At 73.3% G+C, this 19948-nt stretch carries 15 protein-coding genes; 10 read left to right on the forward strand and 5 right to left on the reverse strand.

Going from position 1 to position 19948, the window contains the following annotated elements; genetic code table 11:
* Positions 1-5: 5 nt before the first annotated feature.
* A complete protein-coding gene (locus QK440_RS05625) occupies positions 6-2198 on the reverse strand; it encodes a family 16 glycoside hydrolase (protein ID WP_282791845.1) in 2193 nt (730 codons plus the stop codon).
* Entirely contained in the window at positions 2195-4627 is a 2433-nt protein-coding gene (locus QK440_RS05630) for a ThuA domain-containing protein (protein ID WP_282791912.1), read from the reverse strand. The genes QK440_RS05625 and QK440_RS05630 overlap by 4 nt, the downstream gene beginning before the upstream one ends.
* A gap of 358 nt (positions 4628-4985) precedes the next feature.
* Between QK440_RS05630 and QK440_RS05635 the strand changes: the two genes are divergently transcribed.
* From QK440_RS05635 to QK440_RS05665, 7 genes are all read left to right on the forward strand, one after another.
* Positions 4986-5990, forward strand: a complete 1005-nt coding sequence (locus QK440_RS05635) for a multicopper oxidase domain-containing protein (RefSeq protein ID WP_282791846.1) — start codon at positions 4986-4988, stop codon at positions 5988-5990.
* Positions 5991-6143: 153 nt separating this feature from the next.
* Complete coding sequence (locus QK440_RS05640) at positions 6144-7190, forward strand: LacI family DNA-binding transcriptional regulator (protein ID WP_282791847.1); 1047 nt, start codon at positions 6144-6146, stop codon at positions 7188-7190.
* 277 nt (positions 7191-7467) lie between these two features.
* Entirely contained in the window at positions 7468-8208 is a 741-nt protein-coding gene (locus QK440_RS05645; protein WP_282791848.1) for a GAF and ANTAR domain-containing protein, read from the forward strand.
* Positions 8205-8933: a GAF and ANTAR domain-containing protein gene (locus QK440_RS05650; protein ID WP_282791849.1), complete on the forward strand. Its 729-nt coding sequence runs from the start codon at positions 8205-8207 to the stop codon at positions 8931-8933. The genes QK440_RS05645 and QK440_RS05650 overlap by 4 nt, the downstream gene beginning before the upstream one ends.
* Before the next feature lie 116 nt (positions 8934-9049).
* Entirely contained in the window at positions 9050-9745 is a 696-nt protein-coding gene (locus QK440_RS05655; RefSeq protein ID WP_282791850.1) for an ANTAR domain-containing protein, read from the forward strand.
* A 146-nt stretch (positions 9746-9891) separates the two neighbouring features.
* On the forward strand, positions 9892-10176 hold the full coding sequence (locus tag QK440_RS05660) for a GlsB/YeaQ/YmgE family stress response membrane protein (protein WP_282791851.1): 285 nt from the start codon (positions 9892-9894) through the stop codon (positions 10174-10176).
* A 414-nt stretch (positions 10177-10590) separates the two neighbouring features.
* Positions 10591-12303: a RecQ family ATP-dependent DNA helicase gene (locus tag QK440_RS05665; RefSeq protein WP_282791852.1), complete on the forward strand. Its 1713-nt coding sequence runs from the start codon at positions 10591-10593 to the stop codon at positions 12301-12303.
* 7 nt (positions 12304-12310) lie between these two features.
* Here QK440_RS05665 and QK440_RS05670 read toward each other — a convergent pair whose 3' ends face one another.
* Positions 12311-13534 (reverse strand): glycoside hydrolase family 64 protein, encoded by a 1224-nt coding sequence (locus QK440_RS05670; RefSeq protein ID WP_282791853.1) that lies wholly within the window; start codon positions 13532-13534, stop codon positions 12311-12313.
* Between the two features lie 567 nt (positions 13535-14101).
* Here QK440_RS05670 and QK440_RS05675 point away from each other — a divergent pair.
* Together QK440_RS05675 and QK440_RS05680 are read left to right on the forward strand one after the other, a co-directional pair.
* Entirely contained in the window at positions 14102-14887 is a 786-nt protein-coding gene (locus QK440_RS05675) for a VOC family protein (RefSeq protein ID WP_282791913.1), read from the forward strand.
* Between the two features lie 253 nt (positions 14888-15140).
* Positions 15141-15401 carry a WhiB family transcriptional regulator gene (locus tag QK440_RS05680; RefSeq protein ID WP_190135738.1) on the forward strand — a complete coding sequence of 87 codons (261 nt, stop codon included), beginning with the start codon at positions 15141-15143 and terminating at the stop codon, positions 15399-15401.
* Positions 15402-15460: 59 nt separating this feature from the next.
* On the opposite strand, the gene QK440_RS05685 is transcribed toward QK440_RS05680, so the two are convergent.
* Positions 15461-17932 carry a hypothetical protein gene (locus tag QK440_RS05685; protein ID WP_282791854.1) on the reverse strand — a complete coding sequence of 824 codons (2472 nt, stop codon included), beginning with the start codon at positions 17930-17932 and terminating at the stop codon, positions 15461-15463.
* A gap of 321 nt (positions 17933-18253) precedes the next feature.
* Here QK440_RS05685 and QK440_RS05690 point away from each other — a divergent pair, with 321 nt between their 5' ends.
* Complete coding sequence (locus QK440_RS05690; RefSeq protein WP_349239266.1) at positions 18254-18892, forward strand: restriction endonuclease; 639 nt, start codon at positions 18254-18256, stop codon at positions 18890-18892.
* 39 nt (positions 18893-18931) lie between these two features.
* Here QK440_RS05690 and QK440_RS05695 read toward each other — a convergent pair whose 3' ends face one another.
* The gene (locus QK440_RS05695; RefSeq protein WP_282791856.1) at positions 18932-19903 is read right to left on the reverse strand and encodes an acyl-ACP desaturase; all 972 of its coding nucleotides are present in this window, start codon (positions 19901-19903) and stop codon (positions 18932-18934) included.
* Between the last annotated feature and the right edge of the window lie 45 nt (positions 19904-19948).

Genomic DNA, 19948 nt, shown 5'->3' on the forward strand with positions numbered 1-19948 from the left:
GGCGGCTACAGCTCCTTGATCCGGATGTCGCGGTACGACACCACGTCCGTGACCCCGTGAACCTGGAGGCCCACGTACCCGGTCGCGTAGCGGCGGCCGTCCGTGCCGGGGTCGTCGGCGCGCGGCGGCTCGAAGACCTGCCCGCCGCCGTTCTCGAACTCGTTGATCAGCGCGCCGTTGCGGTACACCGCGTAGTGCTGGCCGACCACGCGGATCTCGTAGTCGTTCCAGGTGCCCTTCGGGGTCACGCCCGCGCCCGCGAGGCCGACGCGGTCGAAGCCGTAGACCGACCCGGTCTTGTACGGGTCGCCGTCGGGGCGGTCGAGGACCTGGACCTCGTGGCCGTACTTGATGGCCACCCACTCCGGGCGCGGCTCCTCCGGGTGGTCGTGGACCTGCGGGAAGCGGACGAACACACCGGAGTTGGCGTTGCCCTGGCCGGGCGCGTCGTCACGCCACTGGAGCTTCAGCGAGAAGTCGCCGTACTTGCGCGCGGGGAACCACAGCATGCCGAGCCCGCTCCTGGTGGTGCCCGACGTCATGGTGCCGTCGGCGTTCAGCTCGAACGAACCGCCGCCCACGTGCTGCCACTTGGCGAACGACTGCCGCGTACCGTCGAAGAGCGGGCGGTAGCCCTCGGTCTGGCCGGGCTTGCCGATGCCGGACTCCTTCGCGGCGCGGTTGATCGCGGTGTGCTCGCGCCGGTCGATCTCGCCCGCCTTCTCCAGCCGGTCCGTGACCGCCTTCACGTGCTTGAGGAAGAGCGCGTGCGACGACCAGTCCTTCTCGTCCTCGATCAGCTCGCCGATCCGGCAGCGGTTGTCGGTGACCCGGTTCGGGATGCCCGTGTCGACCGTGCCGACGAAGACCGTCGACCGCTCGTCGTACTCCGGGCAGCTGGGCCCCGGTACCCCGCCGCCCGGGTCGACCGTGAACGCCACCGACTTCGCGGGTGCCGTGTTGCCCGCCTTGTCGCTCGCCCGGTACGCCACCGTGTGCCGCCCGGCGCGGTCGACGACCACGGGGGCCGTGTACGCGACGTAGGGGCCGCCGTCCAGGGAGTACTCGACCTTGTCGACACCCGAGCCCGCGTCGGTGGCGGTCACCGTCACCTTCGCCCGGCCGAGGTAGGCGCCGTCGGAGTTCTTCTCGCCCTCGACCTCCGCCGAGGTCCGGGGCGGCGTCCTGTCCTCCGCCGGCGGGGCGACCACCGTGAACGCGACCGACTTCTCGGGGGCGGTGTTCCCGGCCTTGTCGGACGCGCGGTAGCGCACGGTGTGGGCGCCGGGCGCGTGCACCATCACGGGCGCCGTGTACGCGGTCCAGGCGCCGTCGCCGAGGGCGTACTCGACCTTGTTGAGGCCGGAGCCCGCGTCGGAGGCCGACACCGTGACCGTGGCCATGCCGACGTACTGGCCCTGCCCGTTCTGCTCGCCGGTGACGGTGGCGGAGGTCTCCGGGGGCGTCCTGTCGTCGGTCGGTGGCGCGACGACCCTGAAGTCCACCGCCTTCTCGGCGGCCACGTTGCCCGCCTTGTCGCTCGCGCGGTAGCGGACCTTGTGGGTGCCGACCGTGTTCACGACCACCGGGGCGGTGTACGGCTGCCACGCGCCGTCCGCGCCGAGGGCGTACTCGGTTTTGTCGACGCCGGAGCCCTCGTCGGTGGCCGTCACCGTGACCGTCGCCGAGCCGACGTACGCGCCGTCGCCGTCGGTCACCCCGTCGACCCGCGCCTTCGTCTCCGGAGCGGTCGTGTCCTGGCCGCCGCCCTCGGTCACGACGAGGACGCCCTGCATCGCCGCGTGCCCGGGGATGGTGCAGTAGTAGCGGTAGCGGCCCGGGGTGAGGGTCACCTCGGCGGTGTGCCTGCCGCCGCGGTCGTCGCCGGGGTTGGCGAGGATGTTCAGCGGGACGTCGTTGTTGTACTCCGGGTCGGACACGTCGAACGTCAGGGTGTGCGGCATGCCGGTGGTGTTGCCGGTGGCCACGCTGTTCTCGAAGACGATCGTCGTCCGGCCCGCGACCGCCGTCGTCGGCGCGGACCGGTACGCGTTGATGTCGTTGTCGGCGGTCCAGGTCAGGGTCTGCTGCTGCGGGCGGGGCCCGTCCGGCCGGGCGGTGGCCGCCGGGGTCAGGCCGAGCACCAGCGCGAGCGCGGCGAGCAGCACCGGCCACACCCGCGGGGGAGCGGTTCTCATCGTCGCGCCTTCCTGGCCAGGTCGTCCGCGGCCGGGGTGGGTTCGCCGCCGGTGTACGTCACGCGCCACAGCGCCGACTTGGCGTCCGAGGTGAAGAAGCCGCGCCCGTAGTCGAGGACGTACAGCGACCCGTCCGGCGCGAACTTCCAGTCCATGAGGTTCTTGATGCCGTCGTCGCCGACGGGAATGATCTTGCGCAGCGACTCGGCGTGCACCGGGAGCCCGCCCTTGCCGACCGTCCTGGGGTCGGTGAGCACCGCGTGCCGCGGCTGCTCGCCGTCGTAGAAGTCGCCGACGAACCACTTGCCGTCCCAGTACGCGGGCCAGGCGCCGGGCCCCGCGCCCGCCGGGTCGTACCGGTGGACCGGGCCGTTCATCGTGGCCTGGCCGCCGCCCTTGAGCCAGGGCAGGAGCTGCTTCTGCTCGGACGTCTGGTAGCTCGGGACGCCGTGCGCGTCGCGCGGGTAGTCGACGCCGCCGCCCTGCGGGGAGTACCAGATGGTGTTGGGCTCGGCGGGCGGGATCTTCACCAGGCCGTCGTTGTTCGGGGACTCGTTGCGCAGGTTCCGGCAGTCGTACCAGCCGAGCGGCGTGGCCGGGTCCGGCAGGTTGCGGTCGCGGTAGGGCTGGTTGTTGCCCATGCAGTACGGCCAGCCGCGGTTGGAGGCGTGCGTGATGGCCGCGAACGTGTCGTACTTCGCGGGGCCCCACGTCGTCGAAGGCCGGCTCGCGTCGGGGCCGACCCAGCCCGCGTAGAGGATGTCGGTCTTCTTGTCGACGAAGATGCGCGCCGGGTTCCTGACGCCCATCACGTAGATCTCGCCGCGCGTCCTGCCGCCGCCCTCGTCCGGCTCCCGGCCGGTGAAGAGGTTGCCCTCGGGGAGCGTGTACGTGCCGTCGGGCTCGGGGTGGATGCGCAGGATCTTGCCGTTGAGGTTGTTGGTGTTGCCCGCGGTGCGGCGGGCGTCGGCGAAGGAGACGCCCTTGAAGTTCGGCTGCGGGTTGTTGCCCGAGTAGCCGTCGCTGAAGCCGGAGGAGTTGTTGTCACCGGTCGCGATGTACAGGTTCCCCCGGGAGTCCCAGGTCATCCCGCCGCCCGCGTGGCAGCAACTGTGGATCTGCACCGGCCACTTGAGGAGCACCTTCTCGCTGTCCACGGCGAGCTTCTTCGTGGCCTTGTCGTACGTGAAGCGCGAGACGTAGCGCTCGCCCATGTGCGTGTCGCGGTTGATGCGGGCGTGCGGCGTGTAGTGCAGGTACACCCAGCCGTTGTCCTCGAACCGCGGGTCCAGCTCGATGCCGAGCAGGCCCTCCTCGTTCTTGACCAGCTCACCGCCGCCGCCCTTGTTGCCGAAGACGGTGACGGCGCCCGCGAGCGTCGACTCCTTGGTCCGCGGGTCGTGGACGTGGATCTCGCCGCGGCCCTTGCCGACGTCCGGGTCGTTCCAGTCGGTGACCACGGGCCGGGAGGAGTCGGCGCCACCGCGGCCGATGGTGAAGACCGTGCCGTCGGGCGCCGTCACCAGGCCGTGCGGCTCGCCGATCTGGTCGTTCTGGCCGGGCTTGTTGGGCCGGGTCACGCGCTCGGCCCGGTAGTGGGCGGTGATGGTCGCCTTGCAGTCGGCGCGCGCCAGCCGCGTGGTCCACAGCAGGGCGCCGCGCAGATGCGTACGGAAGTCCGCCTCGTCGTACGCGTCGGGGGTGCCGCCCATGCCGGTGTAGAAGGAGCGGCCGCCGTCGTAGTCGCGGCACCAGGAGACCGGGTGGTCCCAGCCGTTCGCGCCCGCACCGGGCTTGTACGTCGACTCGCGGACGCGCGCCACGGTGTGCACGCCGCCCGAGGGGTTGGTCTCCCAGTTGAGCCACCGGTCGGGGCGCTTCCACTCCAGCGGCAGGTCCTTGGTGGCCGGGTGGCGCCGGTCGCCGACCTCGACGGTCGCGCGCTGCGCGGCCGGCGGGTCCTCGTCCTTCGGCCGGGCGCCGATCAGCCCGGTGAACCAGCTCGAGTAGGGCTCCGCGCGGGCCGCGTCGTGCAGGCCGAGGAAGCCGCCGCCGGCCTCCATGTAGGCCTCAAGGCCCGCCTCCTGCTCGGCGTCGAGCACGTCGCCGCCGCCGGTCACGAAGGCGACCGCGTGGAACCTGCCGAGCCGACGGGCGTCGGTGAACACGGCCGGGTCGTCGGTCGCCGTCACCGCGAACCGCTCGGCGGCCGGGCCCGACCGGCCGATCCCCTCGATCGCGGCGATGGCGGCGTCGACCACGGGCGACTCGTCGCCGGGCGCGGCCGAGCCGTGGAAGACGAGGACGCGCACGGTCGCGCCGCCCGGCGGGGACGGCAACGACATCGTTGTCCGCACGGGCTCGGGGAAGGGCCGCGCGGACGCGGCGGGGCCCGACAGGGCCCCCGTGAGGAGCGCCCCCGCGACCAGGGCGGCCGCCCCGGCGCGGCGCCCGGCCCCAGGTGTTCCGTGTGTTCCGTGTGCTCTGGACGCTCTGTGCCTGGTTCGGCCCAACCTGCGTACGGTTGGGGGCGTGTGATGCGGTGTCAGCCGCATGAGCAGCCCACCCCTCGTCGGTCACGGCTCCGGTGGATACAGCAACGGCGCCGCTGAAGCTAGCCCTCTTTCGACGGCTGGCCAAGAGCTATGACATGACTCCGTCGACCTTTGTCCTGTGTGTGGATAAACGCGGGCCCTGCCGCTAGCGTGTGGCCGGATCCCACACCTCGCGCGCCGTGCACGCGCCCGTACGCAAGGTCAGTCGCCCTACCGCATGGGGGAGTTCGGCATGGACAGACGCAGCTTCAACCGGCGGATGGTCGTGGGAGGGGCGGCCGCCGCGACCGCCGTGACATCGATGTCGGCCCTGGCGCCCGACGCCGTACCGGCCGAGAACCCGCCCCGGAGGGCCCCGGCGGGCGGCGAGGTCCGGCGCCTCACCCTGTACGCCGAGAAACTGCCCGACGGGCAGCTCGGCTACGGCCTGGAGAGGGGTAAGGCGACGGTCCCCGGCCCGCTGATCGAGCTCAACGAGGGCGACACGCTGCACATCGACTTCGAGAACACCACGGACGCCGACGTCAGCCTGCACGTCCACGGCATGGACTACGAGATCTCCAGCGACGGCACCAGGCACACCAAGTCCCATGTGGCGCCCGGCAGGAGACGCACCTACACCTGGCGCACGCACCGGCCCGGCCGCCGCAAGGACGGCACCTGGCGCCCGGGCACCGCGGGGTACTGGCACTACCACGACCACGTGGTCGGCACCGACCACGGCACGGGCGGCCTCCGCAAGGGCCTGTACGGGGCGGTGATCGTGCGCCGCGAGGGCGACGTCCTGCCCGACAAGACCTTCGTGGTGGTCTTCAACGACATGCTGATCAACAACAAGCCCGCCCACTCCGGCCCGGACTTCGAGGCCACCGTGGGGGAGCGGGTGGAGTTCGTGTCCATCACGCACGGCGAGTACTACCACACGTTCCACGTCCACGGTCACCGCTGGGCCGACAATCGCACCGGCATGCTCACCGGTCCCGACGATCCCAGCCAGATCCTCGACGACAAGATCACCGGGCCGGGTGACTCGTTCGGGTTCCAGGTGATCGCGGGAGAGGGAGTCGGCGCGGGCGCGTGGATGTACCACTGTCACGTGCAGAGCCACTCGGACATGGGGATGGTGGGCCTGTTCCTGGTGAGGAAGCCGGACGGCACGATCCCCGACTACGAGCCGCACCACCCCCACGGGGCCCGGGAGCGCGGGGGCGAGAAGCGGAAGCAGGCACACCACTAGCGGGGCCGAGCGCGCCGCCGGAGGGGCCCGCCGCCGGTCGTCGTCGTCCGGACGGCGGAGCGGCGCCCCCGGCGCGAACGTGGCTCGGGGGCGTACGGGACGGGCGTGCGCCGCGGCTATCCTGACCGGCAACCGCCGATGAGGAGTCCCGAGGTGAGCGAGGCAGTGGCGCGTCCCACCCTGGAGGCCGTGGCCGCGCGAGCCGGTGTCTCGCGGGCGACGGTGTCCCGGGTCGTGAACGGTGAGGCGGGGGTGCGGGAAGCCCTCGCGGCGAAGGTGAGACGCGCCGTGGAGGAACTCGGCTACGTCCCCAACCGGGCCGCCCGCAGCCTCGTCACCCGCCGCCACGACGCCGTGGCGGTCGTGATAGCCGAACCGGAGACGCGCGTGTTCGCCGACCCGTTCTTCGCGCTCCAACTGCGCGGCATCAGCAAGGAACTGACCGCGCACGACGTCCAACTGGTGCTCCTGCTCACCGAGGGCCGCGCCGACCACGCGCGCGTGGGGCGCTATCTGGCCGGCGGCCACGTCGACGGCGCGCTCGTCTTCTCGCTGCACCTGGACGACCCGCTGCCGAACCTCGTCCAAGGGGCGGGCGTCCCCACCGTGTTCGGCGGCCGGCCCGGCTGGGCGGGCGGCGCCGACAGCGCCCGGTACGTCGACTGCGACAACCGCGGCGGCGCGCGCACGGCCGTGCGCCACCTCGCCGGACTCGGCCGCACCCGGATCGCGCACATCACCGGCGCCCTCGACCAGACGTCGGCGGTCGACCGCCTGGAGGGCTTCCGTGACGTGCTGCCCTCCCCGGACGCGCGGCTCGTCGCCGAGGGCGACTTCTCCCCCGCGGGCGGCGAACTCGCCATGCGGCACCTGCTCGACCGGTGCCCCGACCTCGACGCGGTGTTCGCCGCGAACGACCTGTCGGCGGCGGGGGCGCTGCGCGTGCTGCGCGCGGCGGGGCGGCGCGTACCGGACGACGTCGCCGTGGTCGGCTTCGACGACATGCTGCCCGTCGCCGAGCAGGCCGACCCGCCGCTGACCACGGTCCGCCAGGACATCGAGGAGATGGGGCGCCTGATGGCGGCGATGCTGCTGCGGGGCCGGCCGCGGGGACCCGGGCGGCTCCCGGAGCCCGACGACGCCGAGGAGGCGGTGAGCGTCGTGCTGCCGACGGAGCTGGTGCGGCGGGAGTCGGCGTAGCGGACGCGCGGGGCGCGCCCTGGGGCGCACGGCCGGCTCCCGTGTCCCGCGCCCGGTGCGGGTGGCTTCCGCGCCCCGTCCAGTGCGGCTGGCTCCCGTGCTCCGTCCCGTGCGACAGGCCGCCCCCGCGGGCCAAGCCCGGTGCCCCGTGGCCGAGTTGCCGAGGCCGACGGCCAGGCGCTTCCCTTGTAGGAAGTGCCTCGTCCGGGAACGCTGGGAGCCTACGGGCGTGCGGTCGTCCTTCTCGGCGGAAAGGACGGGCCGGAGGTGAGGGTCGGTGGGGACCGACAACAACCTGGCTGCCGTACTGGAGAGCCTGCGGCCCTCCCCCGGGGACACGGGCCTGATCAGCGCCGACCCGTACCTGTGTGCCCAGGTCCTGCGCGTGGACGGCGTCGCCGTCTGTGTCATGACCGACGGCGGCCCCGGTGAGCTGCTGTGGTCCACCGGAGGCACCGGGGCGTGGCTGGCGGACGTGCAGTACACCTTCGGGCAGGGCCCGTGCCTCGACGTGGCCGCGTCCTGCGCGCCGGTGTTCGCGCCGGACCTGACACGCCTGCCGCCCGGCCGGTGGCCCGCGCTGCTGCCCGAGGTCGTCGCGACGGGCATCGCCGCCGTCTTCTGCTTCCCGCTGGGCGTCGGGTCCGCCTGCCTGGGGACGCTGACCCTGCACCGCACGGTGCCCGGCCCACTGCCGGACTCCGCGATGACCGACGCGTGGATCGTGGCCGACGCCCTGTCCGCCGTCCTCCTGCGCGGCGGCCCGCAGCAGGACGCCTTCGCCGCGGGCGAGACCGCGGACTTCTACGGGGCCGTCGTCCACCAGGCCACGGGCATGGTCAGCGTGCAGGCCTCGGTGCCCCTGGCGCAGGCGTTGCTGCGCCTGCGTGCCTACGCCTTCCGGCACGGGCGGACGCTCGCCGAGGCCGCCGGGGACGTGGTGGCCAGGCGACTTCACTTTCGAGATGATGACAACCGGCCGGAGACAGGAGCCGGCGAAGGGACTGGAAGGCCATGAACCGTGAGGAACAGTTGCTGGCGGCCATGGTCGAGGTCGTCGACACCCTGGTGGACGACTTCGATCTGATCGACTTCCTGCACCACCTGTGCGACCGCTGCAACGAACTGCTGGACGTGTCGGCCGTGGGCGTCATGCTCGCCGACCCGAATGGCAAGCTGCAGCTCATCGCGGCCTCCGACGAGCACACCCGGCTGCTGGAACTCTTCGCCCTGCAGACCGAGGAGGGCCCCTGCGTGGAGTGCTACCGCGCGGGCACCACCCGGCTCAACATCGATCTCCGCTCCCCCTCCCAGGTGGCCGCCTTCCCGCGCTTCGCCGAACGCGCCCGTCAGGGCGACTTCGTCATCACCCACACCCTGCCGATGCGGCTGCGCCAACAGGTCGTGGGCGCGCTGAACCTCTTCGACACCCGCGACCAGGAGCTCAGCGACCCCGACGCGCGCGTGGCGCAGGCGCTGGCGGACGTGGCGACCATCGCCGTCCTGCAACACCGCACCCTCGTGCACGCGAACATCGAGCGGGCGCAGATGCAGGCCGCCCTGTCCAGCCGCGTGGTCATCGAGCAGGCCAAGGGCATACTGGCCGAACGCTGGCAGACCACCCCTGACGAGGCGTTCGGGGTCCTGCGCCGGCACGCCCGCACCCATCAGCTCCGCCTGACCGTGCTGTGCCGACAGGTGATCGACGGTTCGGACGTCGTGCGCACCATGCAGGGCCCCTGACCGCCCCCCCCCGACCGCCCGCCCCCGACCGCCCGCCCCCTCGGCGGTCACCCCCGCCACCCTCGGCACCAGCTCTGGCCGCTGCCTGGGGCGCCCCTCCCAGTGACAGAGGTCCGATGGACAACGACCAGCACGCCGCGGCATGGCAGCGCATCGGGTCCGTCGCGTCGACCGCCGGCCTCACGCTCGCCAGCGCCTGCCAGGCCTGCACCGACGACCTGAGCGCCGACTTCGGCGGTGCCACCCTGGTCACCGCCGGAGAACTGCGCCTGCTGGCGGCGGCGACCGACGCACGTGCCAGGGCCGTGGAGGACGCGCAGCTCGTCACGGGCGAGGGACCCTGCACCGACGCCTACACGCGCCGCGCCCCCGTCGAAGTGGCGGACCTCGACCAAGCGACCGGCCGGTGGCCCGCCTTCGCACCCCTCGCCGTCGAACACGGAGGCCGTGGCGTCCTGGCCCTGCCCCTGACCCTCGGCATCCTGGCCTTCGGCGCCGTGGACCTCTACCGCTGCGCGCCCGTTCCGTTCACCCGGGACGAGAAGGCCCGGGCCACCGCGTACGCCCGCATCCTGGCCATGCTCGCGCTGGAGGAGCACCCGCACCTGCTCGCCGCCCTGCCCGCGCGCTTTGTCCGGCCCGGGCCGCAGGGCTATCCGCCCGCCGTGCACATGGCCGCGGGCGTCCTCGCCGCCGCCTACGACATCTCCCCCGACGACGCCCTGGCCCGCCTCCGCGCCCACTCCTTCCGCCACAACCAGCCCCTGCTGCGCACCGCCGAGCACGTCCTCGACCACCAGCGGCTCGACTAGGGCGGCGGCCGGGGACCACCGCGCGGGCCGGGATCCTGCCGCGGGTGCGCGCCACCGTACGTTCGACATACGAACACCAACGCCCGTTTCGCGCGCTGTTCCCGGGACACACGAGCGGTGAACCGAATGCAAGGGAGAACACCGTTATGGGCATTATCGGGTGGATAGTCGTCGGCCTGCTCGCGGGAGCGGTCGCGAAGGCGATCATGCCGGGCAAGGACCCGGGTGGCATCCTCGTCACCATGCTCATCGGGATCGCCGGAGGCCTGCTCGGCGGCTTCCTCGGCAAGGTGATCTTCGGAGTCGACTCCATCGACGGCTTCTTCGAGCTGTCGACCTGGATCGCGGCCGTCGTGGGGTCGGTCATCCTTCTCACGCTGTACCGGATGCTCACCGGCCGCGGCCACCGGCGCGGGCACGCCCACGCCTGACCCACCGGGGCAGGAGCGGGGCGCGCCGAGGGCCCGAGGGGCGTACCGCGTGCAAGCGGAGACCTCGTCCGCGTGCCCGCTCCCCCCGCGCCTCATACGATGGGAACGACGAGGCCGCCCTCGCCCGCGCCTTCCGCGCCGCACCCGGCGCCGCTCGCTCCGCCCGGCCGACGCCGATGCCGGCGGCGCGCCGCGTACAGACCTTCGTACGGACGCGTACAGACCTTCGTACGGAACAGGCGTCGGGCACGCGGACAGAGCCGGACGACCCAGGAGCGGTGACTCCCGCGCACCACTGACCGGCCGCCGACGGCACCGCTCGGCGGCCGTGGTGTGCCGGGGCCCGGACGGGAGAGGCCCCCCGGGTCATGTGCCCGTGGCGAAGGGGCAAGCGGACGATGAGGAGAGGCAGCCATGGGGCGGAAGGCGTCACGGGCGGAGCGGGACCGGAGCGCGCGCCTGCGGGAGGTCGCCGCCGACGTGTTCGGCTGGGACACCCTCCTGCCCGAGCAGCTCACCGCCATGGAGTGGGTGCTCGACGGCGACGACGTGCTGGTCGTCATGCCCACCGGCGCCGGGAAGTCCGCCGTCTACCAGCTCCCCGCCGTCCTGCTGCCGGGCCCGGTCGTGGTCGTCTCGCCGCTCCTTGCCCTCCAGCGGGACCAGATCGCGGGCCTCCCTGAGGGCGAGGGCGCTCCCCGCGCCGTGGCCGTCAACTCCGACCTGAGTGCGGCGCGGACGGAGGAGGCCTGGGAGCAGGTGCGCGGCGGGGAGGCGCGGCTGCTGTACCTGTCTCCCGAGCAACTGGCCAAGGACGAGGTGCTGGAGCGCCTCACGGAGGCCGGCCCGTCCCTGTTCGTGGTGGACGAGGCCCAGTGCGTGGCGACCTGGGGCCACGACTTCCGCCCCGACTACCGGCGCCTGGAGGCGGCGGTACGCCGCGTGGGCGCACCGCCGGTGCTCGCCCTGACGGCGACCGCGGCCCCACCGGTGCGCAAGGAGATCGTCGAGCGCCTCGGCATGCGCGAGCCCCGGCTGCTGGTGACCGGTTTCGACCGGCCCAACATCAGGCTGGAGGCGGACCGCTACCGCGACGAGGACGACCGGCGCCGCGCGGTGGTCGAACGGGCCGCCGCCGAACCCAAACCGGGCATCGTCTACGCCGCGACCCGCAAGGTCTGCGAGCAGTACGCCGAGGAGCTGTCCGCCCTGGGACTCGCCGCGGAGGCGTACCATGCGGGGCTGCGCGCCGGGGAGCGCACCCGGATCCACGACGCCTTCCTGTCCGGCGCGGCGGACGTCGTGGTGGCGACCTCGGCGTTCGGCATGGGCATCGACAAGGAGGACGTACGGTTCGTCCTGCACGCGGCGCTGCCGGGCTCCCTGGACGCCTACTACCAGGAGATCGGCCGCTGCGGCAGGGACGGCCGCCCGGCCCTCGCCGTCCTGCACTACCGGCCGGAGGACACCGGCATGCAGACGTACTTCGCCGGACGCGCCCCCGGCCACGACACGCTGTCCGCGGTGGCCGACGCCGTCCACGACCACGACCGCGACGACGACCCGGCGGACCTGGCCGGTCTGCGCGCGGACACGGGCCTGTCCGGGAACCGGGTCACCGCGGCGGTCAACCTGATGGAAGAGGCCGACGCCGTCGCCACGGGGGAGGGCGGAGAGGTCCGTCCGGCCCCCGGTGTCTCCGCCGGGCAGGCGGTGGAGGAGGCCGAGCGGACCGCGCGGGCGCACCGGCGCACCGACCGGTCACGGGTGGAGATGGCCCGCGCGTACGCCGAGACGACCGGCTGCCGGCGCCACCTCCTGCTCGGCTACTTCGGCGAGGACCACCCGGCCCCGTGCGGGAACTGCGACCGGTGCGACGAGAACGGCACGGAGGACCCGGCCGCCGAGCGCCCCACCCACCCGGCGGCGGCCCGCTACCCCGTCGGGAGCGAGGTACGCCACGAGCAGTGGGGCGACGGCGTGGTGCTGAGCCAGGACAAGGACCGCATCACGGTCCTCTTCGAGCAGGCCGGGTACCGCACGCTGGCCCTGGAGGCGGTGGCCGGGCACGACGGCCTGCTCACCGTGGTGCGCCGGCCGGGCGAGGACCGGCCGGCCCGCGGCTGAGGGGCCCTCAGGCACCCACGGACACGGTGAACCGCCGTGGGTTGCCGTCGTGGGCGGCGCCCGACACGTCCGGCTGGCCGTCCGGCCGCACGTCGTCGTACGGGAAGGCGTACCCGATGGGGGAGTGCGCGTGCACCAGGCGGGCCCAGTGGTTGGTGACGGCGTCCCGGTAGTAGTCCCCGGCGGTGGTGCCGTTGGGCTGGGAGGGGTGGCTGAGCATGAGGCCGCGGTTGAACCCGGCGGCGAGACGGGCGAGGATCGCCTTCTTGTCGTCGGGGTCGCCGGGGTTGTTGGCGAACGGGCCGTGGTCGCAGGTGAAGACGTCCCGCGACGTGGGCCTGGCGAAGGTGTGCCCGCCCTCGAAGGTGAGCGTGTCCCCGCTGACCCGGCCCGCGCGGACGCCGCGTCCGCCCTGGAGGTCGATGCGCAGGTCGATGGAGCGGTACTTTTCCCAGACCTGGTCCACGTAGCCGTTCCAGTAGTCGCGGAACGGCATCTGGTCGGGCCGGTCGGCGTACGGGGCCATGACGTTCTGCGGCGACACCACCCGCAGGACGCGCCCGTCGCGGCGGATCACCAGTCGGTCCCACGGCCGGCCGTCCCTGCCCGCCTGCGCTTCGAGACCGGCGGCGATCCGGTCGACGGCGCCGTCGGGCAGCGGTGCCACGGTATGGGTCGCGTTGCCTTCCAGGGTCAGGCCTATGGGCAGGGCGGTGACCAGGTCGACGTAGCTGATGTTCGCGTACAACTGGGTGGTGTTGAAGGTGAACTCGCAGAACGACCAGGTGCGGCCGTAGTTCGGGTCGGCCGGGGTGGCGAAGGCGGGCTCGACGAGGGCGGGGCCCGGGTTCAGGAAGAAGTCGAGCCTGTCGTCGCGGACGAAGTACACGCGGGCGCCGTGCATCTGAGGCAGCGTCAGCACCTTGGGGGCCGAACCGGCAGGGCCCAGCGGGATGGAGCAGTCGACGGGCAGCGGCGTCCGCGGGGCCGGCGGGGACACCGGGCGGTACACCCCGCCGTCCGCCGTGAGCAGCAGCCAGCGGCCCGTGCCCGGCTCGTGACCCGTGACGTACGCGCGGACCTGCCCGGGCAACGAGGCGTTCCGCAGGGCGAGTTCGCAGGTGGCGGGGGCCGCCGCGGCGCTGGGGCCGAGGGCGGCGCCCCAGAGCGGGTAGGTGAGGGCGCCGGTGGCGGCGGCGGTGGACGTCAGGAACACTCTGCGCGAGATCACGGCATCTCTCCTGGCGGGAACGTGGGGGGAAGGGGAGGGAGCGGGGGCAGGAGCGCGCCCCGGGGTGCGCGGTGGTGCCTCGAGGTGCCCCCACTGTCGCGGCCGGAAAAACGAGACGTCAAGAGGTGTGACTGAGAGCGCTCTCAGAATCTTGTCCGTCTTCACAAGGTGATGACGGGGTGGTGCGGAGGGTGACGGAAAACCGCTTGGGGTGGGGTGGGCGCGCGCGGGCGTGGCTGGGGGAGCGCGCCGGAGGGCCGGGTGCTGGGGCTCGGGCGGCGGGGGCCGGGTGCTGGGGCTCGGGCGGCGGATGCCAGGTACCGGGCGCGCCACTGTGCGTCGGTCGCCGCGCGCGGATTGTCAGTGCCCGGTGCGAGACTCGGAAGGGAGACGACAGGACGGGCACGGGCAAGGGAGACGGCAGGACGCGGACGGGCGGCATCGCCTGGCCGGGTGGTGATACGCGGACGGGTAGCGGCACCACCTGGACGAGCGACGCGGCTACGGCAGGGCGCGACGGCAGGGCGCGACAAAGCGGCACGGCAGGGCGCGACAAAGGAGTCGATGATGCTCAGCACTCGCTATGTCACCGGGTCACCGATCTGGGTGGACCTGGGGACGACGGACATGGACGGAGCCGCCGCGTTCTACCGCGGGCTCTTCGGCTGGGACTTCGAGAGGGGCGGCGAGGAGGTCGGCGGGTACGGCCTGTTCCGGCGTGACGGCAGGACGGTCGCGGGCGGCATGACCGTCACCCCGGAGATGGGTGCGCCCGCCTGGTCGGTGTACTTCAGGACACCGGACGCGGACGCCACCGCCCGGCAGGTCGAGCAGGCCGGGGGACGCACCACCTGGGAGCCGGCGGACGTCCTGGACCTCGGCCGCATGGCGGGCTTCACCGACCCCGGCGGGGCCGCGTTCTCCGTCTGGCAGCCGGGGCGGAACCCGGGCCTGGAGCTGGTGGACGCCCCTGGCGCCCTGGTGTGGACCGAGCTGTACGCACCGGACACCGAGGCCGCCGCGGCCTTCTACGGCACGGTGTTCGGCTGGAGGACCCTCGGCCAGCCCTTCGAGGGCGGTACGTACACGATGGTGTACCCGGGCGCGGGCTCCGAGGACGACATGTTCGGCGGCCTGTGGCCGCTGGACCAGGACCCGGTCGAGCGGGAGGCGGGCGCCTGCTGGATGCCGTACTTCCAGGTCGACGACATCGACGCGGTGGTGGAGAGGGCGCGCGCCACGGGCGGCACCGTCCGGGCCGAGCGCATGGACCTCAAGGAGGTGGGCGCCTTCGCCAAGCTCGCCGATCCGTACGGGGCGCGCTTCGCGCTGATGCAGCCCGAGCGGAGCTGAGCGCCGACGCACCCTCGCGCCCTGCGGACGGCCTTGCCGCGGGGGCCTTGCCGCGGCGGTCCCGCCGTGGCGGCCCTGCGCGGCGGTCCGGAAGGGCGACGCGCCCACGGCCCGGTAAGCCGGAACGGGCCGGGGCGCGGGCCCGTACCGTGTGCGGTACCGAGCGGCCGGTACGCCGCGCGCGAGCGTGCCCGGCGCGCCCCGTTGAGCGAACGTTGATCCGTTGTTTCGCACCACCCACCAGGATCACGGCATGCACTTCGACACCATCGTGACCGAGACCGAACTCGCCTGGCAGGAGCAGGCCCTGTGCGCACAGACCGGACCGGAGTTCTTCTTCCCCGAACCCGGCAGCTCGGTGCGCGAGGCCAAGAACATCTGCCGCCTCTGCGACATGCGCACCGCCTGCCTGGCCTACGCGCTGGACAACGACGAGCGGTTCGGCGTGTGGGGCGGGCTCTCCGAGAAGGAGCGGCAGAACCTGCGCCGTGAGAAGGCCGCACGCCGTGCCTGAGCGTCCGCCCCGGCCCGCCCCCGCCGCCCCGCGGGCGCCCGCGCGAGCCGCGGCGGCCCTCAGCCGTACGTGACCGTGAACCGGCCCGTCCCGGCCGGTACGCGCACGTCGTCGCCGGACACCGGCAGCGCGCGCCCGTCCGCCGTGGCCGCACGCACCGGGCCGAACCGGCACGGGTAGACGAACCGGACGCCGTCCGGGGCCCGGGTGACGTCCACGGTCACCGTGCGCTCACCCGCGTCGTGCCCGAGCCGGTAGCCGAACGGCGCGCCGAACAGCGTCGGCGCCTCCGCCACGGCCACCGTCCCGCCGTCCGGCACCCAGTGCGGGCGCACGCCCGGCGCGACGTACAGGTGCGGGTCGCGGTCCTCGTCGGCCTCGAAGAAGAGGATGTCGCGGACCAGGAGCAGGTACTCCGCCGCCGCCCAGCCGTGCGGGATGTCGCCCATGTACCAGTACCGGTGGGGCACTTCGCCGTAGTCGGAGGCGATGGGGAAGGCGTGCTGCTCGTTCCAGGCACCGAGCGCCACGGCCCGGTCCTCCGCGCGCGGCGACGCGGCGGCCACGGTCCAGCCGAGCAGCGCGTCCATCCGCCCCGGGTCCCCGGCCAGCAGGTACGCGTGCGCCAACTGCGTAGTCAGGTAGGGCCCGTAGGCGTTCCAGGCCGCCTCGTGCCGGAAGCCCCCGGTGACGAAGCGGGCGTACATCGTGTCGAGCGTGAACCGGGCCGCCTGGTCGATGTCGCCGCCCAGCTTGGCGCCCATGTGCAGCCGCAGCGGGTGGAAGTACGCCGCCGCGCCGATCATCGTCGAGTCGCGCCGCCCGACGTCGCCGGGCCCGGTCGGGATGTACGTCTCCCAGTCGCCGCGGCGCCGCTGCTCGGCGAGGACCCAGCGGACGGACGCTGCCGTGGCCTCCCTCAGGTCGTCGTAGGCGGCCCATAGTTCGCCCGTCTCCGGGGTGCCGAGGCGCTCGGCGAGGCGGGCGGCCTCGTACAGGCCGGCGATGCCCCACAGGTCGTCCCAGTAGTGCGGCTTGTCGCGCTCGCCGAGGTGCTCGGCGCTCCAACCGCTGTGCAGCAGGCCGTACTGGTCGCGGTTGTCGCGCAGCCAGCGCGCGGCGTCGACGACGTACGGCGTGTACAGCTTCGCGCCGAACGCCGCGTCCCGGCCGCGCGTGCGGTCGAAGCGGCCGATCGCCCACAGCGCCTGGCCGTTGCTGTCCCACTCGTGGTCGTCCTTCTCGTGCGGGCCGCCGTAGAAGCCGTACTCGGCGCACGGCCCGATCCGGCCCGTGCCGCGGTTGAACCGCAGCGGGTAGTGCGTGCCCAACTGGTGCTCCGCGAGGGCGGTGTCGCCCACGAGGGAGCACGCCGTGGCCTCCACCGACGAGTCCCGGATCCAGAACGAGTCGTACACCGTCGGGCCCGGGTGGATCTCGCCGTGGTCGGAGAGCACCAGCAGCTGGGCCCGCGCCTGCCGGAACTGGTCCGTCAGATGGGCCACGGGCTCCGGCAGGTCGGGCTGCACGCCCTGGCCGAGCAGTTTCGCCGCCCAGAACGCGTGGTGCGCCTCCTCCAGGGCGTCGGCGGGCGTGGCGCGCAGCTCCGCCAGGTCGTCGGCCCCGCTGTACAGGTCGACGGGCAGCCGCACGTCCAGTCCGAACTCCTCCTCGCCCGCGACCCGGAACGGCCACGCGAAGGCCGCGCTGCACAGGCCCGCGACCTGGTCCTGCGCCTGGAGCGCGGCGTTCAGCTTGCCGCCGGTGACCAGGTCGTGGAACGGGTTGCGCAGCAGGTACGCCGACGGGTCCCGGGTGAAGTCCGGGTTGCCGTACACGCCGTGGTGCTCCGGCGGGGTGTCGAACACCGGGCCCCAGCCGCTGTTGGTCTCCACCCGCGCCTCGTCCGGCAGGTAGCGCAGGAACGTCAGGCGCCGGTCGGTGATCTGCTCCCCGCGCCGGTCGTGCCGCTGGAAGCCGCTCGGCCCCGCGGGCAGCACCGCCGCGCACAGCCAGCCCTCGCGCGGGCGGCCGTCCGGGCTGCGCACGGCCAGGCGCGTCACGGCCAGGTCCCGCTGCCGGGCGCCGACCGCCGCCGCGAAGGTCCGCTGCTCGTACGCGGCCCCGTCCGGCGTCCGGAACGCCGTGACGACCGCGGGCAGGTGCGGCGCCTCGATCCGCTGCTCCACCGTGCCGCCCGCCGCGAGCTGCGGCAGGCTCACCGTGCCCGCCGCCGGGTCGTACAGGAAGAACGTCAGGCTGTACTTGTCGTAGACCGGCTCGATCTCGCCCGCCTGCCCGATCAGTGACTCCTGGCGGTGGTCCTTGACGCCCACCATGTGCCAGTACCGGTACAGGGCGTTCGAGGCGAAGGCGGCCTCCTTCGACGCGTACGTGCCCCGGTCGAAGTCGTCACTCCACCGCCGGAACGCGGCCTGCGCCCACCACGGCACGGGATACGGCACCCGCGCCCGCCCGGCCCACCCGCGCCACATGACCTCGTAGAACATCCACTCGTGCGGCTGTGCCACTCCCATCCACCCCCAGGGGCCGACGACGCTGCCTCGTCCGCCCACCACCATGGCACCGCCGGGGGGAGCCGTACATCGGTGCGGGGGCCGGGGCGGTTCGAGATGGGCGGAGGGTGGTTGTCAGTGCCTGGTGCTTCCATGGAGAGCGGCGGGGAGTCGTGGAGGAGGGGGAGCTGTGTCCAGGAACCGGCGGGACTTCGGCAGGGGCGGTCACGACGTCCGGGGGGAGGCACGGGGGCGCGAGGCTCGCGGCACGGTGGCGGGGGAGGCGCGGTGAGCCGTCGGCGCCGCCGCGGCGCGCGCGGTGGCGACACAGGACTCGTGACCTTCGGCGTCCTGGCCGTGGCCGTGCTGCTGGCGGTCAGGGCCGTCCAGTGGCTCGCGGCGCACGGGTGGGTGCTGGTCGTCCTCGGCCTGCTGGCACTGTCGGCCGCGGCGGGGTGGTGCTACGCCCGGGCCCGCCGGACCCGGGCTGCCCGGCTGCGCACCCAGGGCCTGACGTACTCGATCGAGCAGATCGACGCCATGCACCACAGCGCCTTCGAGATCGCCATACGCGACCTGCTCGCCCGCGACGGCTCGCGGGACGCGCTGCGCTGCGGGGGCTGGGGCGACCTGGGCGCCGATGTGAAGGGTCATGATCCGCTGGGGCGATTATGGGTGATCCAGTGCAAGCACCGCGGGGCGGGGCTGAACGGATCGGCGGTGGGCACGCCCGACCTGCAGACGCTCAACGGCACGGGCCGACCGGTGCACAGAGGCGATGTCGTCGTCATGGTGACCAACGGCCGCGTCACCCAGCCCGCCCGGGCGTTCGCCCGACAGCAGCGTCTGCACCTGGTCGACCGGCGGGTGCTCCAGCAGTGGGCCCGTGGAGCGCGACCCCTGTGGGAGATCCTTCCGGCGGTTCCGCCACCGAGGCCGCCGGCGCGGCTGCGCCGGCGGCCTGACCCGGGCTGAGCGTGCTCAGCCCGGGTGCCGGGCGGCCCCGGCGGGCCGTCAGCGTCGGGCCTCCATGCGGGCCCGGCGGGCGGCGAGGCGTTCGTCGAAGCGGCGGGCCTCCGTGTCGAGGCCGTCGAGGTAGAGGCCCAGCTCCTCCTGTGCGCGGACGCCGTCGGGGCCGAGCCCCGGCACCTCCATGACCTTGAGGAAGCGCAGCACGGGCTGGAGGACGTCGTCGTGGTGGATGCGCAGGTTGTACACGCCGCCGATCGCCATCTTCGCGGCGGCCCGCTCGAAGCCGGGGATGCCGTGGCCGGGCATGCGGAACTCGACCACCACGTCCCGCACCGCGCGCATCGTCGCGTCGGGCGCGAGCTCGAAGGCGGCCTTGAGGAGGTTGCGGTAGAAGACCATGTGCAGGTTCTCGTCGGTGGCGATGCGGGCCAGCATCCGGTCGCAGACCGGGTCGCCGGACTGGTGTCCGGTGTTGCGGTGGGAGATGCGGGTGGCCAGCTCCTGGAACGCCACGTAGGCGACGGAGTGCAGCATCGAGTGCCGGTTGTCGGACTCGAAGCCCTCGCTCATGTGCGACATGCGGAAACGTTCAAGCTGGTCCGGGTCCACGGCCCGGGACGCGAGCAGGTAGTCCCGCATCACGATGCCGTGGCGGCCCTCCTCCGCCGTCCAGCGGTGCACCCACGTGCCCCACGCCCCGTCGCGGCCGAAGAGCGAGGCGATCTCGTGGTGGTAGCTCGGCAGGTTGTCCTCGGTCAGGAGGTTGACGACGAGGGCGATCCGGCCGACGTCGGTGACGGGGGACTGGGACAGCTCCCAGGCCTCGCCGTCCTCGAACAGGCCGGGGAAGTTGCGGGCGTCGGAGAACGGCACGTACTCGTGCGGCATCCAGTCCTTGGCGACCTTCAGGTGGCGGTTGAGCTCGTTCTCGACCACCTCCTCCAGCGCGTACAGCAACCGGGCGTCGGTCCAGGTGTCCGGGGGGCTGCCGAGGTGGGGAGAGGTGAGCGTCACAGGGTCTCCAGAAGATGGGGGGTAAGGGGACGACATACGCACTGG

Origin of the sequence: Streptomyces sp. CC224B, assembly GCF_030010595.1 — a bacterium.
GTDB classification, from domain to species: Bacteria; Actinomycetota; Actinomycetes; order Streptomycetales; family Streptomycetaceae; genus Streptomyces; species Streptomyces longispororuber.

Bases quoted from the DNA above. Each gene is read 5' to 3' on its own strand.
- QK440_RS05625 (WP_282791845.1), bottom strand. From the start codon at position 2,198: ATGAGAACCGCTCCCCCGCGGGTGTGGCCGGTGCTGCTCGCCGCGCTC.
- QK440_RS05635 (WP_282791846.1), top strand. From the start codon at position 4,986: ATGGACAGACGCAGCTTCAACCGGCGGATGGTCGTGGGAGGGGCGGCC.
- QK440_RS05650 (WP_282791849.1), top strand. From the start codon at position 8,205: ATGAACCGTGAGGAACAGTTGCTGGCGGCCATGGTCGAGGTCGTCGAC.
- QK440_RS05655 (WP_282791850.1), top strand. From the start codon at position 9,050: ATGGACAACGACCAGCACGCCGCGGCATGGCAGCGCATCGGGTCCGTC.
- QK440_RS05660 (WP_282791851.1), top strand. From the start codon at position 9,892: ATGGGCATTATCGGGTGGATAGTCGTCGGCCTGCTCGCGGGAGCGGTC.
- QK440_RS05665 (WP_282791852.1), top strand. From the start codon at position 10,591: ATGGGGCGGAAGGCGTCACGGGCGGAGCGGGACCGGAGCGCGCGCCTG.
- QK440_RS05675 (WP_282791913.1), top strand. From the start codon at position 14,102: ATGCTCAGCACTCGCTATGTCACCGGGTCACCGATCTGGGTGGACCTG.
- QK440_RS05680 (WP_190135738.1), top strand. From the start codon at position 15,141: ATGCACTTCGACACCATCGTGACCGAGACCGAACTCGCCTGGCAGGAG.